Below are 285 nucleotides of genomic sequence, written 5' to 3'. Positions count from 1 at the left end.
CGATCGAACAGTTCGCGCCCACCGAATCGGCGATTCTCGTGCAGGGCGAGCCCGGCACGGGCAAGGAAGTCGCCGCGCGCACGCTGCATCAGCTGAGCCGACGCCGCAAAGGGCCGTTCGTGGTCTGCGACGTGCGCGCGCTGGCCGCCGAGGCCGCGGGCGGACGGCCGCTCGCGAGCATTCTGTTCGGCCACGAGCGCGGCGCGTTCAACGGCGCGGAGCAGCGCGAGCCCGGTCTCGTCGATCAGGCGTCGGGCGGCACGCTCTTCATCGACGAACTCACCG

1 protein-coding gene is annotated in these 285 nt (G+C 71.9%); it reads left to right on the top strand.

Translation table 11 applies throughout. The annotated features are described in order from the left end of the window. On the top strand, window positions 1–285 hold a 285-nt coding region (locus SB751_RS29645), incomplete at both ends, for a sigma 54-interacting transcriptional regulator (protein ID WP_410748978.1).

The organism is Cupriavidus sp. SIMBA_020, from assembly GCF_046535395.1.
GTDB classification, from domain to species: Bacteria; Pseudomonadota; Gammaproteobacteria; order Burkholderiales; family Burkholderiaceae; genus Cupriavidus; species Cupriavidus campinensis.
The sequence above is the reverse complement of the archived record's forward strand: the minus strand, read 5'-3'. Positions and strand labels throughout refer to the sequence as shown.